Origin of the sequence: Paenibacillus tarimensis (genome assembly GCF_021532315.1) — a bacterium.
In the GTDB taxonomy this organism is placed as follows: Bacteria; Bacillota; Bacilli; order Paenibacillales; family Paenibacillaceae; genus Paenibacillus_I; species Paenibacillus_I tarimensis.
In genome coordinates this window covers 47,709-62,457 of the sequence record NZ_JAKGAO010000020.1, presented here as the reverse complement: position 1 = coordinate 62,457, position 14,749 = coordinate 47,709, and the positions used below count along the sequence as shown (strand labels likewise).

12 protein-coding genes are annotated in these 14,749 nt (G+C 48.9%); 9 read left to right on the top strand and 3 right to left on the bottom strand.

Annotated features, from left to right (window positions below; genetic code table 11):
- Positions 1-1,575 (top strand): BtrH N-terminal domain-containing protein, encoded by a 1,575-nt coding sequence (locus tag L1N82_RS18025; protein WP_235288855.1) that lies wholly within the window; start codon positions 1-3, stop codon positions 1,573-1,575.
- Positions 1,576-1,641: 66 nt separating this feature from the next.
- On the opposite strand, the gene L1N82_RS18020 is transcribed toward L1N82_RS18025, so the two are convergent.
- Positions 1,642-3,696, bottom strand: a complete 2,055-nt coding sequence (locus tag L1N82_RS18020; RefSeq protein ID WP_235288854.1) for an Ig-like domain-containing protein — start codon at positions 3,694-3,696, stop codon at positions 1,642-1,644.
- Positions 3,697-4,060: 364 nt separating this feature from the next.
- Here L1N82_RS18020 and bla point away from each other — a divergent pair, with 364 nt between their 5' ends.
- From bla to L1N82_RS18005, 3 genes are all read left to right on the top strand, one after another.
- The gene (gene bla, locus L1N82_RS18015; RefSeq protein WP_235288853.1) at positions 4,061-4,996 is read left to right on the top strand and encodes a class A beta-lactamase; all 936 of its coding nucleotides are present in this window, start codon (positions 4,061-4,063) and stop codon (positions 4,994-4,996) included.
- A 106-nt stretch (positions 4,997-5,102) separates the two neighbouring features.
- Positions 5,103-5,492, top strand: coding sequence for a penicillinase repressor BlaI (gene blaI / locus L1N82_RS18010; protein ID WP_235288852.1), 390 nt, complete (start codon positions 5,103-5,105; stop codon positions 5,490-5,492).
- Between the two features lie 31 nt (positions 5,493-5,523).
- Positions 5,524-5,739 (top strand): hypothetical protein, encoded by a 216-nt coding sequence (locus L1N82_RS18005; protein ID WP_235288851.1) that lies wholly within the window; start codon positions 5,524-5,526, stop codon positions 5,737-5,739.
- A gap of 123 nt (positions 5,740-5,862) precedes the next feature.
- On the opposite strand, the gene L1N82_RS18000 is transcribed toward L1N82_RS18005, so the two are convergent.
- Positions 5,863-7,044: a cation:proton antiporter gene (locus tag L1N82_RS18000; protein ID WP_235288850.1), complete on the bottom strand. Its 1,182-nt coding sequence runs from the start codon at positions 7,042-7,044 to the stop codon at positions 5,863-5,865.
- Entirely contained in the window at positions 7,044-7,535 is a 492-nt protein-coding gene (locus tag L1N82_RS17995; protein ID WP_235288849.1) for a cation:proton antiporter regulatory subunit, read from the bottom strand. The genes L1N82_RS18000 and L1N82_RS17995 overlap by 1 nt, the downstream gene beginning before the upstream one ends.
- Before the next feature lie 126 nt (positions 7,536-7,661).
- Here L1N82_RS17995 and L1N82_RS17990 point away from each other — a divergent pair, with 126 nt between their 5' ends.
- From L1N82_RS17990 to L1N82_RS17970, 5 genes are all read left to right on the top strand, one after another.
- Positions 7,662-8,813, top strand: coding sequence for an NADH:flavin oxidoreductase (locus L1N82_RS17990; protein WP_235288848.1), 1,152 nt, complete (start codon positions 7,662-7,664; stop codon positions 8,811-8,813).
- A 116-nt stretch (positions 8,814-8,929) separates the two neighbouring features.
- A complete protein-coding gene (locus L1N82_RS17985) occupies positions 8,930-10,717 on the top strand; it encodes a cache domain-containing sensor histidine kinase (protein WP_235288847.1) in 1,788 nt (595 codons plus the stop codon).
- Between the two features lie 26 nt (positions 10,718-10,743).
- Positions 10,744-12,042 (top strand): extracellular solute-binding protein, encoded by a 1,299-nt coding sequence (locus tag L1N82_RS17980; RefSeq protein WP_235288846.1) that lies wholly within the window; start codon positions 10,744-10,746, stop codon positions 12,040-12,042.
- Between the two features lie 6 nt (positions 12,043-12,048).
- Positions 12,049-13,224: a response regulator gene (locus tag L1N82_RS17975; RefSeq protein ID WP_235288845.1), complete on the top strand. Its 1,176-nt coding sequence runs from the start codon at positions 12,049-12,051 to the stop codon at positions 13,222-13,224.
- Positions 13,225-13,425: 201 nt separating this feature from the next.
- Positions 13,426-14,718: an ABC transporter substrate-binding protein gene (locus L1N82_RS17970; RefSeq protein WP_235288844.1), complete on the top strand. Its 1,293-nt coding sequence runs from the start codon at positions 13,426-13,428 to the stop codon at positions 14,716-14,718.
- The last annotated feature ends 31 nt before the right edge of the window (positions 14,719-14,749 follow it).

Sequence of the window (14,749 nt, the reverse complement as noted above, 5' to 3'; positions counted from 1 at the left end):
ATGGGTAAACACGGTACCACCATTGACATTGAACCTGTTAAAGATATCAAGAATAACTGTCTGGAAGATGTGCTGATCACCTTTTGTAATTTGGTCAGCCGGGATCACCAGATGATGTTCCTGGATCTACGGGAGATCGGGTTCGAAGAATTCAGCGAAGAGAAGCAGACTGTCGGTCGCCGGGTAACAACGCCATACATCACCTACAGAATGCAGTTATTGGAACAATTTCATGGCATTCAGGTGACCTATCATGATCGGGATTTCACTGGCTTTCTGGATATTGCCGATGAAGAGCTAGCTAAGAACAGGCCGTTACTGGCTTATATCGATACCTATTGGCTTCCTTGGCATGCCTATTACCAGCGGATATCAAGCACGCATGTCATTCTGATTAACGGGATCAACCACGATGCGCAAGAACTTGTGTGTACAGACCCTTTCTATTTAAAGAAAAATCAAACGGTAACATATGAGTCATTCGATAAGGGCGGTTCGACGTTCTGTACCTTCTCTGTCAAAGAGTATCCCACTTATACGGTTACGGAAATTCTGGACTTTATTGAGGATCAGTTAACCCAATACATGGATTCTAAATCATTCGACGCATTGAGGAAGTTAGCTGACCACGCGACAACTTTGAATCTGCAGCTGGAAGGAGAAAATGGTACACTCACACTGTTAAATGTTCCGCTCTTCATACAATTAAGAAATATCTTCAAAAGCAAGTACAATTACGCAAGGGCCCTTGAATACATTCATGCTAAGACTGGGCTATCGCACTTATCGAGCTTCTCACAAGAGCTTTATACAGTTGGGGCCAAGTGGGAGACTATCCGCGGTATATTGATGAAGCTTTACGCCAAGACCGACCATTCGCCCGGCTTGCTTGCTAATGTTTCAGAACGGATGAAGTATGCAATCCATTACGAACAAGAATTGATTCAACGTTGTCTGAAGTACTTGAGAGAACAGAGAGATACGCTCGAGATAAGCACGCATTCCGCCAAACAAGCTTCTGTTTATATTGATTCGGCAAAGAAGACTCATTTGGATCTGAGCAAAGTCTTTAATAACAGAGGAATCAGCAGTGTACGCAGTAAACCTGTCGATTTGACAGGTTGGGGCCAATTTATATATATAAAAGAACCTGTTCCCCCTGTATTGCACCTTAGAGAAGAGAATTATGAGTTTGCTCTTTCCGTTCAGGGAGAGTTTGATAATATAGCGAATAACGGTGAGAGGATTATAGTGCCGGAAATACAAGGCCGCTATCTGACTATACTGGGCTGTTCTGATAATGGAATAGTAGAGGAAGAGATGATAGTCGAATATAAGAGCGGACAGCAGGAGAAGGTACGCGTCTATTTTAGTAACTGGATGGATCGGCCATCACACCAGGAAACGGTTGCCATAACAGGTGTCGTAGGAAGAAGGCGTATTACAAATTATCCGGATCAAACTGTCAGCCTGTTCGCAAGCCGGTACGTTCTTCAGTCGGTTAAGCCGATTGTAAAGATATATCTGCCGTTATGCCCGGTCATTCATATCTTTGCCATCACCATTGAAGCGTAATGCAGGGGTTGAGCATAGTGGAGGACCCGTCCTATCATGGACGGGTCCTCCTGTTGTAAAAAGAAGTCATTCCATGTTCAACACCAGTCTGCCATTCGTAACATTACCTGTGTAATCGGTAAGCGTACCAGTAAGTGTAAAGCCGCCAAACTTGCGCAGTGTCCGCACGCTAAGTCCGTCACCCTGAGGATCGAATTCCTTGCCGAGAAGCAGCTGAACCGTAAACTGGGCAACGCCATCCGTGTACGTATACGACTTGGTAATGCCGGATACGGTAAAGTTACCGCTATTCGTGTCTGGGGAAGCATGAACACGGATCCCGGTAAACATTTCGGAGTCAGAAAGTGAACCCGGCAGCGTAAAATGCATGGTGTTAGTATGCGGTCTTATGACGGCCGGATAGTTCTTTCCGCCAATAGTTGCATAGGCCGCAAAGATGACTGGCGGGACTGTGTCCGTCTGATCGGATTGTACGGTAACAATACAATTCGCGGTGAAGGAGCCTGATGTCGCGGTAATCATCGTCGTTCCTTTCTTCTTGGCGGTAACCAGACCGTTCGCATCCACATCGGCTACGTCGGGGTTGGTCGAGCTCCATGTAAGGTCCTTGTCTGTCGCGTCTGCCGGGTGAAAAATAGCCCGAAGCTGCGCAGTTTTGTTATTATCCGTATTTAAGGTTAATCTCGTCTGATCCAGACTAAGACCCTCAAGCGGTGAATAAACGTTAACATTCCATGATCTCGAGATGTTGTCTTTCGCTCGAATCGTAACGGTAGCCGTTCCCCCGCCGACAGCGTTGATTAATACCGGGACATTGTAGTTAGTCCCGTCATCGGAGCAGGAAATCGTAACGACCGATTCGTCGCTGGACGCACACGAGAGTAAGGCTGTTTCTGTTGCGTAAGGAGGAGCAGCGCTGGCATGAATCTGCTGGGATTCACCTTTGGATAACTGATTAACCTCACCGGGTATAGATATTGCCTTAATTTTGGCAGGAACCGGCAGATATTCAAACAGCACCTGGTTGTCAGAGTTGATATAGTTCGTCATCATCCCGTATATCTTACCGTCTTCCAGCTCAGTGAACCCTCTGTAGTAAGAGTGGCCAGAATACGGCACCAGACTATCGTGTATGGATTCGGTCATGATGGCAGAGCCATTCATCTTCGCATTTGTATACCAGTAATATTTCTCGCTGCCGAATATGACCTCACCACCCGATGAGAGGAATAAGGGAATTACGACACCGTTGTCGGTCAAGGGGATGGTTAACTCTGTTTCCTCACCGGACGGTGATCTCAATATATGATGCGTGGACGATCGGTAGACAATCCAGCCGTTATTGAAGAGGAAGGGGAGCGGCGCGCGGTTGTAGTAATAATGAGTATTTGTGAGAACGCTTTTGCGGCCGTCCTCCAGGACACTAATGTTATATACTTCTTGACCTGAAGGTTGTCGGACATACTCGTCGTAAACCACCTTGGAGCCGTTGTAGGCTATTTCGTTCTCGGCTGATATATCTGTTAGCTCCGTTTGGCCGTTGTAATAGAGAACGAGCTTATTACCGGTAGTGGTGTAAGCAAGGTGGCCATCTGGCGACAGGCTGATTAGACTCCAATACGGATAGCTGTTATTGTTCGTTACGTTGTGGTACGAATGATCGCGTTTATCTAGCAGCCAAACCTGATGTTGTCCGTCACGACGGGCTACGAATGCAATATAATCACCTTTATCTCTTATGCTATCGTACCCGACACCGTCTGTTATTTTACGAACTGAGCCTTCCGACCATTCGTACAAGCTGAAGTTATAGTCATCCCAGCTGCTTCGAGGTTCAGTCATTGTAACCCATACAGCACCGCTGTCGGTCAAATGGGCATACTGCAGGTGACGAGTCGGAAAGTCTATTGTCTGTTCTTCATTAGTGTGACGATCTCGTATGCGAATTACGTTAGTATCAACATAGAGATAACGATTGAGGTCATAATCTCTGGGGTACCCACTAATCTCTTCAATAATATTCCGTTCAGCCACTGCAATTGGTACAGAGCTGCACAGCAGAATGACAGTCAGGCACAACATTATAACCCACTTTGTACGGCCGGTTGACACGAGCTTCATAGACGGCATCCCTCCATTATCATTTAGCAAACAAGCGTAAAACCCAGCGATTGCTGCTGAGTAAAGATCGCCCCCCGTCATCCTTATGATAGAGAAACCTTCTGCTATATGCATAATGTTATGGACGGAACGAACGCTAATATTGCTCGTAAGGCGACCATTCACGAACATATTATACAAAAAAATATTTGTAATGAATATCAGATTGTGGAATTTCAGTCCGCAAGGCTGCCATTGACATTAATAGACTACAATTGTAGTATTGTACTACAACCGTAGTCAAACGGCCAGAAAGGAGTGAATGTACAGAAGCATGGCCGTGGTCTGACTATACAAAATTGACAAGAAAAGAGGCGTGCAAACTATGAGAGCAGTTTTTCGCGGCGGTGCTAGCCGGATAATAAGACCATCCATCCTAATCTGTTTGCTTGCAGCCAGCCTGCTGGCCAGCTGTTCATCGGCAGGTAACTCCTATGTTAACGAACCGCCCGGGGATGCAGCCGCCGAGCTATTAGCGGAAGAGGCGGTTCGTCAATTCAAGCAGCTCGAAGATAAGTACGGTGCCCGGCTGGGTGTGTACGCCATGGATACAGGCACAGGACTCACGATTGAACATCGTTCTGATGAACGGTTTGCTTATGCCTCAACATTCAAAGCCTTGGCTGCTGGCGCTGTCCTGATGCAGAATACGATGGAACAGCTGGATGAAATTATAACCTATACCGAGGATGAGCTTGTAACCTATTCACCGATTACAGAGAAGCACGTAGATACCGGTATGACACTTAAGGATCTGTGTGATGCGGCGATACGCTATAGCGACAATACGGCTGGGAATCTTCTCCTGAGAAAACTAGGCGGACCAGAAGGGTTTCAAGCTTCCCTTGAACAAATGGGGGATACCACTACCAAGCCGGCGCGCTTTGAGCTTGAATTGAATAACTTTAGGCCAGGAGATATCCGTGATACCAGCACACCGAAAGCTCTTGCGACCACGCTCCAAGCCTTAACAGTCGGGAAGCTGTTGACCGCAGATAAGCGTGATCTCCTGGTAGGGTGGCTGCAGCATAATACCACGGGAGATGAGCTGATTCGCGCAGGAGTACCCGAAGATTGGGTGGTCGGCGATAAGACGGGGTTGGCAAGCTATGGTACGCGCAATGATATTGCCGTACTAATGCCGCCTGGGGAAGATCCTGTTATTCTGGCTATCATGACCAGGTATGACACAGAGGACGCGGACTATAATAACGCACTTGTTGCCGAGGCAGCCAGAATAACAGTCGAAGTGATGAAATAATGGTTGGCCAATAAGTCTGCAGGGGAATGCAAGGTTGACAGCAATAGGGTGAAAAGTTAGCATTAGAACTACACACGTAATCTGTCAGGGGAAGGTTGGTTTAGAGATGTCCAACAAAGTTCCAAGCATCTCGGAAGCTGAATGGGAAGTTATGAATGCTCTCTGGCATCATTCCCCGCAAACAGCTAACGAAGTCATTACATACCTGCAGGCTAGAACAGACTGGAAGCCGAAGACGATACGTACTCTGCTGGACCGCCTGGTCAAGAAAGAGGTAGTCGGTGTTAACCAAAACCAGAAAGTCTATACCTTCTACCCCTTATACTCTCAGAGTGAATGCCAGCTTGCCGAAGCGCAGTCTTTTCTTCAGCGTATTTATGGCGGTACCTTGAAATCGATGCTTGTGCATTTTATGGAAGAACAGCCGCTTTCCGACGAGGACATGAAGGAATTACGCTCTCTTCTGCATAATAAGTCTGATCACCCTAAGAAGTGAAGGAACACATTATAATTACGGGAGGGAGCATATGGCTCGGATTAGGAAAGGACATGTGCTGCGTTTTAATGACGGCTGCTTCTACATAGAGGAGGCACCGCATAAGGTCAGTCAGCTAGAAGATGCGGAAGTGTATTTCAAATACTTTGACCTGCTCGAAGCACAAGAGAGAGTGAGACGCCATACCGGAGAGAGTGCTGAGATTGCTGCGGTCACATTTACGATTGCCAACACGACTTTTGTTTAGCGTGGCTAATATTTAACGATGTTAAATTATTGAGAACTAGATAAGTAGTAAAAGCAGTTCTTTTTCTACAGGACTGCTTTTACTACTTTTTTATATTATAAAATCGTTTAATGTCATCACATGCTATTCTTTTGGTACTGCAATCTTTCCTCGCTTGGCCTTGGATTTGCCGCCATACAATTTAGCTGCAAGACGGGATGCGTTTTGAAACAGAATGATCCCGACTGCAGTGATACCTAAAATGTAGATGCCTGCAAACGGCTTGACAGCATCCGCAGCCAATGCGGCAATGATGACGGAAAATTCTCCTCTTGCGACGAGGGAGAGACCGGCGCGAAGGGCCGGTTTCGGGTTAAGTCCGTACCAGCGGCCGCCCAGATAACCGGTTGCAATTTTACTGCCGATTGACCACAACAGGATGACACCGAGCAGCAGCGGCATGGGAACCCCTTCATCGAAGATGATCGTTGTTCCGAAGTAGACGAAGAAGAACGGCAGCAGCAGGTTACGCAGCGGGAGTATGGAAATTTCAATCTTCTCGGTCTGTCTAGCCTCTGCCAGCATCAAACCAGCGAGGAAGGCACCGAGCACCTCTGATAGTCCGAGGTAAAGAGCTAGCCCGCCATAAGCAAACGCGATTCCGCCTGTAAATAAGACAAACAGATCACTTTCATGCTTCCTGTCAATAAAGCGTTTAAGTTTGGAAAAAATATATTTGCCCGCCAGTACAGCACCGGCAGTTAGAGCCGCCACTTTCCCCATTACACCAAGGAACAGCAATAAGGTCATCTCTTCGCCAGAGGTAAGCGTTACCAGGATAACGACTAATATAGGCGCAACCAGGTCCTCAAAGATCAGAAGAGCGAGAATAAACTCGGATTCGGTATTCGCCAGCCGTTTGGTGCTTTCCAGCAGCTTGGCGGTGATGGAAGAGCTGGTTGCGTATACAAGACCTGCGATCAGCAGTGATGTTGCAATATCTAGACCGAACAGGATACAGATGCAAGCTGTAACGCCGAGGCTCAGCAGCAGATCTAGCATGCCGCCGCGCCATACCCTCGAGGCGATGCTTAACAGCCGTTTCGCCGGAAACTCGAGTCCTAGCAAGAAGAAGAGCAGGATGATGCCAAGCTCAGCCGCTGTATGAATCAGATGATCATCAGTCAGGAAGAAGGAAAGGCCCAGTCCGGTCAGAATGAAAACAATGACGCCGGGTATACGCAGCCGGTTGCCCAGAGCCGCACCCGAGAACAGAAATAACAACAGCAATCCGGCAATTAGCGGTAATGGCAAATGGCTGTCCATTATGAGGATTCCTTACAGCATAATTCCTCCAGCTCCCGGACCTGATCCCGCTTACCTAAAACCATCAGCGTATCGCCCGGTTGCAGAAGAATGTCGATGTCGGGTACGGCTTGTACTTCGTCCTCCTTCACGATGCCGATGATGGTGGCTCCTGTGCGGGAACGAATCCGCGATTCTGCAATGCTTTTGCCGGCAAGTGAAGATTCGGGATGAACCTCCAGCCACTCTATGCGAATTTGCTTCCGGAAGAATTCCAGCCGGTCTAGATCGACAGGCTGATATAGCGCGCCCAGAAGCTGTGCACCAAGCTCCCGTGTTTCCTCGGAGGAGAGGTTAATACTGAAGTCCGCCTCATCGTTATCACTATCCTCGAAGAAATAGAGATCTCTTCGGCCCGTATGGTGGATAATAATTACAATCATGCTGTTCTCAGCCGTGATGAAGCTGATTTTTTTACCAATGCCCGGCAGCTCTGCCGATCTAACCTTCATGGCGTTCCCTCCCTATGTATCTTAATATGTAATTCCCCAATCAGGGAGGGGAGAAAACAAGACAGCTTTATCGAATGCTATTCCTTCATCTGGAACAAACTAAGCGAAACTAAGCATGGAGGGACAATGATGACAGACAACCTGTTTACCAGTATGACAATTGGGGGCCTGACACTGGACAACCGGGTAGGGGTAGCGCCGATGACCAGGACAAGCGCAACTCCGGAAGGTCTGGCTACAGAGGCTATGATTTCTTACTATGCGTCATTCGCCCATGGAGGATTCGGTTTTATTATTACTGAAGGAATATACCCTGACGATAAATTCAGTCAAGGTTATCTCAACCAGCCCGGTCTGGTGACGAATGAGCATGTGCAGTCCTGGAGAAGGGTAGTAGAAGCCGTTCACCAGGAAGGCGGCAAAATTATAGCCCAGCTTATGCATGCAGGCGCTCTATCGCAGGGAAACCGGTTTGCGGATACGACCATTGCTCCTTCGGCTGTACTGCCTAAAGGAGAACAAATGGAATTTTACGGCGGCAAGGGGCCGTTTCGGGAGCCGCGAGAAGCCACTAAGGAAGATATCCAACAAATGATTACAGGTTTTGCTCAAGCAGCCAAGCGTGCAATGAGTGCAGGATTTGACGGGGTAGAAATACATGGTGCCAACGGATATGTCCTCGATCAGTTCCTGACCGATTATACTAACCGCCGTCTGGATGAGTATGGGGGTTCTACAGAGAACCGGGTCAGGCTGTTAGTAGAGGTGATCAATGCGGTTAAGGAAGCTGTGGGGGATAAGTTTACAGTTGGCATCCGGATCTCACAGGGTAAAGTCAATGATTATACACATAAGTGGGCTGGCAGAGAAAAGGAAGCTGCTATAATCTTTGGTCAGATTGGCACAGCCAAGCCGGACTATATTCATGTTACCGAATATGAGGCATGGCAGCCGGCATTCCCCGAAGGAGAAGGCACACATGCGACGGACCCTGCTTTCGAGAAGGGGCAGTCTTCACTTGCAGCCTTGGCGAAGAGATATGGCGGTGTTCCCGTTATGGCCAATGGCAAGTTGGATAATCCGGACTCCGCTTCAACGATACTCGCCAAAGGCGAAGCAGATTTGATCACGATCGGCAAGGGAGCTCTGGCCAATCACGACTGGGTGAACAAAGTGAAACACAATCAGCCATTGGCAGTGTTTCAGCCTGACAAGATTTTAAGCCCGGATGCTACAATCAAACCGTTTGAAACGGAATTGGTTCGTACGCCTAAGTGAAACGATGCAGCGAGCCGAAGCGATGGAGTGGAGTATCCATCGCTTCAGTCTGTGCAAACGCTTACCTTTTGGGGCATAAATATTAGCGAGTTACGTGTGTGCGGAGAGGAGACATCATGAGCCGTAAAGTGCCGCTGTTAATCCAATTAATTGTCCTGTTCTCTATCATTCTGCTCTTCATTCTGGCGGCAACAAGTTATGTAGGCTACCGCTATTCAGCCCAAATTATATTGAATAAAACCTCGCAGTATCTGCACGAATCCGTCGCACAGCTGAGGGGCAAGCTTGATGTAAAACTGCTGGAATACGACAAGCTGCTGCAGCTTCTGATGTTCTCGGAGGACATACAAGAGCATCTGACAAGAGTAGGGGAGAACCGGCCAACGCTAATGAGCGGCTATGAGGTCGAGCGGTACTTTTCCAGACTGGGACGTTACCTCGAAAATGACGTTGTCATTCTGCTGAATGACCTGTCCGGTAATCATTACAGCTCAACCACCACCCAGTCTCTGCCCTGGAGAGACGAACAAGATTTAGCGGATAACCTTCCCTGGTATGAGCGGATAGCTGCTGGTGAAGGAAAGATGGTATGGGTATCCAGCCTGGTATGGAGGAACGGGCTTACATCTGCTGTAATGGGAGCCAGACAGGTAAACAACCGCGAGACATTAGAAAAGCTGGGCAACCTGTACGCCGCCTTCCCTGTTGAGGGCCTGGAACGGATTATTGGCCAGATCAATCTTGGGAAGACAGGGAGTATACTGATTATTGATTCTGAAGGAACGGTGGTATATTCCAGCCGGGAAGGCATACATGCTGGAATTCCGGCCGATGGAGAATTGCTTAAGACGCTGGTGCGGCATCCCGATGAGATGTTTACATGGAAGGAGGATGACAGCCTATCCTATGTATCTTCGTCCAGATCAGAATACAGCGGATGGACAGTGGCTGCATTCGTTGAAGCGGGCGATCTGTTTGCGGATTTAATGAAGGTAGGACGCTCCACAATCATTATCGGTATAACGGGTGTACTCATCGCGATCCTCTTCATTACCTTCTTCTCATGGACGTTCTCAAGTCCTATCCGCCTTCTCGCACACAAGCTGCAGCGGCTGGATAAAGGACTGCTGACACCGGCCAAGACAAGGTTTAGTAACAAGGAGGTGCATGTCCTGTACGAGAGCTATAACAAAATGCTCCGCGACTTAAGCGATACGGTGAGGGATCTGTCAGAGAAGCAAATCAGTGAGAAACAGGCCCAGCTGATCGCGATGAAAGCCCAGTTCCGGCCGCATTTTTTGTATAACTCACTGAACACCATATACTGGACATTGATTAACGAAGGACAGGAGAAGACAGCGCATATGGTTCTGACCTTAAGCGACCTGCTCCGGTACAGTATACAACCCGGTTCGGAGCTGGTAACGGTTGAACAGGATCTTAAGCAGCTTGAACGTTATCTCGATCTTTCAAAGGCAAGATTCGGAGACAAACTTCATACAGAAATCAAAGTAGATGATGCAGTCCGTCCAAGCAAAATGATGAAAATGCTGCTGCAGCCGCTTGTTGAAAATGCGCTTACCCATGGTCTTGAACGGGTCAAGGGACGGCGCTGGCATATACGCATCTCACTGGGAAAGCAGCAGGATAAGCTGCATATTGTTGTGGAGGATAATGGAATTGGCATGACCGAGAACAGCATGAGCGAGGTGCTTGCCGGTAAGGCGGCTGCGAATGTCTCCGAGACGCTGAATACCGGCATCGGACTGACGAACCTGAATCAGAGGATTGGTCTTATTTACGGAAGTGAGTATGGTGTTAACCTCTCACGAAGTGATCTTGGAGGCTTAAAGGTAACCATTGATATTCCGCTTCACTTCACGGATAGCGGAATAACAGAATAACGAGATAACGGAGGGAGAACCTCATCATGCTTAGCAGACAGTACCTGTTAATCCCTATAATGGTTATCTTAGCGTTAATGTCATCTGCCTGCAGCCCGACACCGCCTGAGGTAGAGGTTCGGAACGGTCCGAAGGTCCAAGAGCCCGCTCAGCTTACCCTGTGGCTTTGGCCGGGCACCGGCCTGGAGGAATTAATCAGCCAGTATGACCGGGAGCATGATGAGGTGGAAGTCAATGTCGTCACGGCGCAATACGAGCATGTTCATGAGAACCTGCTTAACGCCTTTGCAGCCGGATATGGAGCGCCCGATATAAGCCTGGTCGAAATCAGCTTCTTGGAAACCTTCAAGGCATTCCCTGGACAGTTCTACAATCTGGCTGATTATGGTGCGGCAGAGCGGCAATCGCTCTACCTGGACTGGAAATGGAATCAGGCAGTAGGCAGCAGCGGAGCCATGGTTTACGGTCTGCCTACGGATATTGGCCCGATGGTGATGGCTTACCGGCCTGATCTGTTCAAGGCTGCCGGTCTGCCGACGGACCGCTGGGAAGTAAGTGAAATGCTGGGCTCCTGGGACGATTTCCTGAAGGCTGCCCAGCAGATGAGGGATCGAACAGGCACAGCTATGGTTGACACCATTAACATGCTGTATCGTTTCCGGCTTGCTCAGGAGCAGGAGCAGTATTATGACCGGAGAACCGGCGCTTTAATCGTCAAGCGTAATGAGGCTGTACGGGCTGCTTGGGATTTGGCAATGAAAGCGGATGAGCTAGACCTGTCCGCAGATGCCCCCACATGGAGCATACGCTGGGGGGAAGGTATCGAGAACGGAGACTTTGCTGTCATATTTGCGGCAGCATGGCTGCTGGATAATATTAAACAGACTGCTCCGGGCGCTGCTGGTAAGTGGGATGTTGCGTTAGTTCCCGAAGGTGCTGGTAACTGGGGCGGGTCATTTCTGACCCTGCCGAAACAAGGCCAGCATCCGAAGGAAGCCTATGAGCTGATTACTTGGCTAACCGCCCCTGACCAGCAGCTGAGGATGTTCAACCGAAACAATAACTTTCCCTCTACACCGGGTATTTATAAGACAGAGAGTATACAGAACAAGCGTGATCCTTATTTTAATAATGCTCCTCTCGGTAAAATTTTTGCAGAGGCGGCAGCTATGGTACCCATGGTATACGAAGGACCCAAGCAGCATGAAATTACGACTATAATGGAGAATGCCATCTTTAAGGTGGAGCGTGGGGAAGCCGAGCCCGAGCAGGCTTGGCAGGAAGCGATGATTCTCATAGACCGTACGGTTAAGCCCAGGAGGTAAGCAGCCATGAATATACTGCTGGTTGACGACGAGCCGGTTGTCCGCAGCTCGATGGCGCGTATGATCTCAGGAATTGCCGGCCATTACCTGCTTCACGAGGCTGAGGATGGAGAGGATGCGATCGATTTGCTGGGCAGACAGCCGTTTGATCTGGTGATAACCGACATTCAGATGCCAGCCGTAGACGGACTTGAGCTGGCCGGTCATATCCGGAAGAACTACCCTGAGACGGCAATTGTCATGTTAACGGGGCATGCAGAGTTCGAATACGCACGGCGTGCTTTGTCGTATGGAGTGAAGGACTATCTGTTGAAGCCGGTATCGGTTGACGTTGTTAAGGATATAATCGCACAGGTGGAAGAGGGATTGTCGGATAGGCGCCAAAAGGCTGAGATTTCCCAGCTGCGCAGCCGGGAATTATTCGAGAAGAAAGTAACGGATCTGCTGTATGAGATGCCGCTGCCTTATTATGATGAATCCCTGTTTCCTGATTTCAAGGAACTCGGCGTGATGTGCCTGACATCAACCGACTCTGGTTTCCGTACGAGGAATATCAGGTTCTCCATCAAGAATATACTGAGTGATCTGCTCGCCGATTACGGTACTTCCGTTACGGTAATAGAAGAAACCCATCTCACCTGTATTCTGTTCCTGGATGATAAGCGGGAAGCGGATTGGGAAGCAATTCTGAAGACTGTTCAGGAGACGATCTCCGGCCTGCTCCGGCTGAAGCTGATGATCAGGCTCGGTGGCACGGCCCGGAAGCTCTCCGCGGTAAGCACACTTTACCAGAAGGCGCTAAAGCAGATCGGAGTGCTTGAGCAAGAGACCGGGGAGAACGAACCGGAAGCGAAGCTTCACCGGATCATTCGGATGGCCCAAGAGACGATTGACAAGGAGTATGCAACCGAATTGACACTTACCGCATTGTCCGAGAAGCTGTTTGTCCATCCGAATTACTTGTCCTCGTTGTTTAAAGCGGAGACCGGACAGACCTTCAGCCAATATGTAACCCGTACCCGGATGAAGCATGCCAGACGGCTGCTGAAGGAGACGAACTTGAAGATTTATCAAATCAGCAGCGAAGTCGGATACAGTGACCAGGTACATTTCAGCCGTGTCTTCAAGTCGCTTGAAGGAATGAATCCGTATGAATACCGGGAGAAGCACGCCAATACTTAACCGGACAACAACCATCTGTTAGATCTGTGGTAACCGGAGGAAAACTCCGGTTTTTTCATGCCCCTATAGGAATCTCAGAAGAACATCTTAAAAAACATCAGTATTTATGAAAGCGCTCACATACCTTTGATGCTGCCGCTGCAGTACACTTTAATCAGGACGAAACAGAAGTCCACTTACACCATAGGGGGATGAAACACAATGAAGAAACTCGGAATAATGCTCATGAGTTTTGTGCTTGTTTTTTCCTTGGCGGCATGCGGCGGCAGTGCTCCTGCTGAGAATGCGGGAGGCGAAACAACAGACAGCGGCGGACAGAAGCAGGTAACGCTTAATATGTGGCTGTTCACCGGTACCGGACTCGAACCTTTAGTCGATCAGTATATGAAGGAAAATCCTCATGTAAAAGTAAATATTCAAGCGCAGGAATATGCCGATCATCACAACGGTCTTGTTACAGCGCTGGCAGCCGGCAGCGGCGCGCCTGATATCTCGATGGTTGAGATTGGTTACCTGGACCGCTTTAAGGCAGAAGAGAACAACTTCCACAACCTGGCGAACTTTGGCGCGAATGACATTATGGGCAATTATCTTGACTGGAAGGTTGTTCAGGCATCCAGCCAGGACGGCAGCTTCATCTTCGGTCTTCCGACTGACGTAGGCCCGATGGCCATGATGTACCGGACCGATATTTTCGAGCAGGCTGGTCTTCCAACTGATCCTGCAGCACTGCAGGAGAAAATCAAGACCTGGGAAGATTTCATAACGGTAGGCAAGACGGTTAAAGAAGCTACTGGCAAGCCAATGGTTGACAGCATCCTGTCCGTATTCGATGTCGTGAAGGGCCAGAAGAATGAGCACTACTTCGACAGCAAGGGTGAACTGATTGCAGGCACAAATCCCGAAATGAAGAAAGCCTATGACTTTGCCGTACGTGTAGCACAAGAAGGACTCTCCGCGAATATTGCACAATGGACACCAGAGTGGGGTGCAGGCATGAACAATGGCGACTTCGCTGTAATGCTCTCGCCAGCCTGGATGATGGGCTTCATGAAAGGCAATGCTCCGGATTCTGCGGGCAAGTGGAATGTTATTCAAATGCCTGAAGGCTCCGGCAACTGGGGCGGCTCCTTCCTGACACTGCCGAAGCAGGGCAAGAATGCAGAAGAAGCTTACAAGCTGATTTCCTGGCTGCTGTCTCCAGAGATGCAGCTTGAGAACTTTAAGACGAACGGCAACTTCCCTTCAACACCTTCTATCTATGACAGTGAAGAAATTCAGACGTTCAGCGATCCATTCTTCAGTGACGCGCCGGTTGGCAAGATCTATGCCGAAGCTGCACAAAAGGTGGTTCCGGTCTACTACGGACCGAGCTATGTGATTGCGAATACGCCGATCACGAACGCGCTTGGCGAAGTACAGAACAATAATGCGGATCCGGAAGCCATGTGGAAGGATGCCATTACCCAAATTGAACGTGAACTGAGAAGATAACAGGGAAGCATTACGCCGGCCGACTCGTTGT

Excerpts from the sequence above, each read along its gene's own strand:
- L1N82_RS18000 (WP_235288850.1), bottom strand. The coding sequence starts at position 7,044 with ATGGACAGCCATTTGCCATTACCGCTAATTGCCGGATTGCTGTTGTTA.
- L1N82_RS17985 (WP_235288847.1), top strand. The coding sequence starts at position 8,930 with ATGAGCCGTAAAGTGCCGCTGTTAATCCAATTAATTGTCCTGTTCTCT.
- L1N82_RS17995 (WP_235288849.1), bottom strand. The coding sequence starts at position 7,535 with ATGAAGGTTAGATCGGCAGAGCTGCCGGGCATTGGTAAAAAAATCAGC.
- L1N82_RS17990 (WP_235288848.1), top strand. The coding sequence starts at position 7,662 with ATGATGACAGACAACCTGTTTACCAGTATGACAATTGGGGGCCTGACA.
- blaI (WP_235288852.1), top strand. The coding sequence starts at position 5,103 with ATGTCCAACAAAGTTCCAAGCATCTCGGAAGCTGAATGGGAAGTTATG.
- L1N82_RS17975 (WP_235288845.1), top strand. The coding sequence starts at position 12,049 with ATGAATATACTGCTGGTTGACGACGAGCCGGTTGTCCGCAGCTCGATG.
- L1N82_RS18020 (WP_235288854.1), bottom strand. The coding sequence starts at position 3,696 with ATGAAGCTCGTGTCAACCGGCCGTACAAAGTGGGTTATAATGTTGTGC.
- L1N82_RS18005 (WP_235288851.1), top strand. The coding sequence starts at position 5,524 with ATGGCTCGGATTAGGAAAGGACATGTGCTGCGTTTTAATGACGGCTGC.
- L1N82_RS18025 (WP_235288855.1), top strand. The coding sequence starts at position 1 with ATGGGTAAACACGGTACCACCATTGACATTGAACCTGTTAAAGATATC.
- L1N82_RS17970 (WP_235288844.1), top strand. The coding sequence starts at position 13,426 with ATGAAGAAACTCGGAATAATGCTCATGAGTTTTGTGCTTGTTTTTTCC.
- L1N82_RS17980 (WP_235288846.1), top strand. The coding sequence starts at position 10,744 with ATGCTTAGCAGACAGTACCTGTTAATCCCTATAATGGTTATCTTAGCG.
- bla (WP_235288853.1), top strand. The coding sequence starts at position 4,061 with ATGAGAGCAGTTTTTCGCGGCGGTGCTAGCCGGATAATAAGACCATCC.